Annotated in this window: 1 protein-coding gene; it reads right to left on the reverse strand. The window is 69.5% G+C overall.

Translation table 11 applies throughout. The features are described from left to right. Positions 1 to 263: 263 nt before the first annotated feature. The coding region (locus AC5Y6Y_RS25740) for a PPE family protein, SVP subgroup (RefSeq protein ID WP_499930818.1) at positions 264 to 1,016 on the reverse strand (753 nt) is incomplete at its 5' end.

Below are 1,016 nucleotides of genomic sequence, written 5' to 3' on the forward strand. Positions count from 1 at the left end.
TATCCTAACCAGCCAGCCGCGTCAACGGCGCCAACAAGTACCTGCGACCTGCCCCGTACCCAGCTCACGGCTGGATCGTAAGTCAGACCGCACCGATAAGTTCGGGCTTTCACCAAATGAGCTGACGTTTTGGTTGTCGGACACCGAATCGACTTTGCTTCCAACTGAGTATATTCCACGTTCGAACATGCCACGGGCGCGAATTGCGCACCCGTCCAGATGCGTGTCCGCGCCCGTGATCGGCACCTGGCCGAGGCTTGCGACTATCCGACTCCGGTCCGCGGGATCACGCTGGGCCGGTTCTGCACCACGTGCGGACTCGCGCCGCCGCGGCCCATCATGCCGCCGGGCATGCCTCCCGCCCCGGCGCCGCCGCCCATCGGCATCGGCATCGGCATCATTCCCGTGCCGGCACCGGCAGCCATCCCGGCGGGGTTGGGCATGGCGCCCAGACCCGTCATCGCCGAACTGGTCAGCGCCTTAGGTACCGACCCCTGCCAGGTTGGGGGCACCGACATCGCACCCACCAGGCGCGCATTGCCCAGGCCGGCCGCCATCCCGGAACCGAGTCCGCCGCCGCCGGCACCCAAGCCGTTGAGCGCCGGGGCGGTGTCGCCGACGAACTTGGGAAGGTCGGCCAGCCCTTCGGTGGCTCCGGCCAGTCCGGCAGCACCGGCGTTGGCGGTCTGCCCTAGCTGCATCATCGGACCGATCAACATGCTGGCCGGCATCGCTCCCGCCTGAACCGCCGACATCACGGTCGCCACCGGCACCGCGGCCGCCGCCGACTGGACGCCGGCCACCACCGACGACGCGCCCGCGGCGACCCCTTCGGCCACCGGGCTCAGCGCCGCCGAGACCGAGGTCGCCGCCCCCACGACGTGGGCGTTGACCGTCGTGGCCAGTCCGGCCAAGTCAAGCGGCGGCGCACTGAACGGGGTCAAGCTGGCAGCCACCGCCGTCGCACCCGAGTGATACCCCAGCATCGCAGCCACATCCTGGGCCCACATCTCCAA

It is taken from the genome of Mycobacterium sp. NGS24, assembly GCF_059813065.1.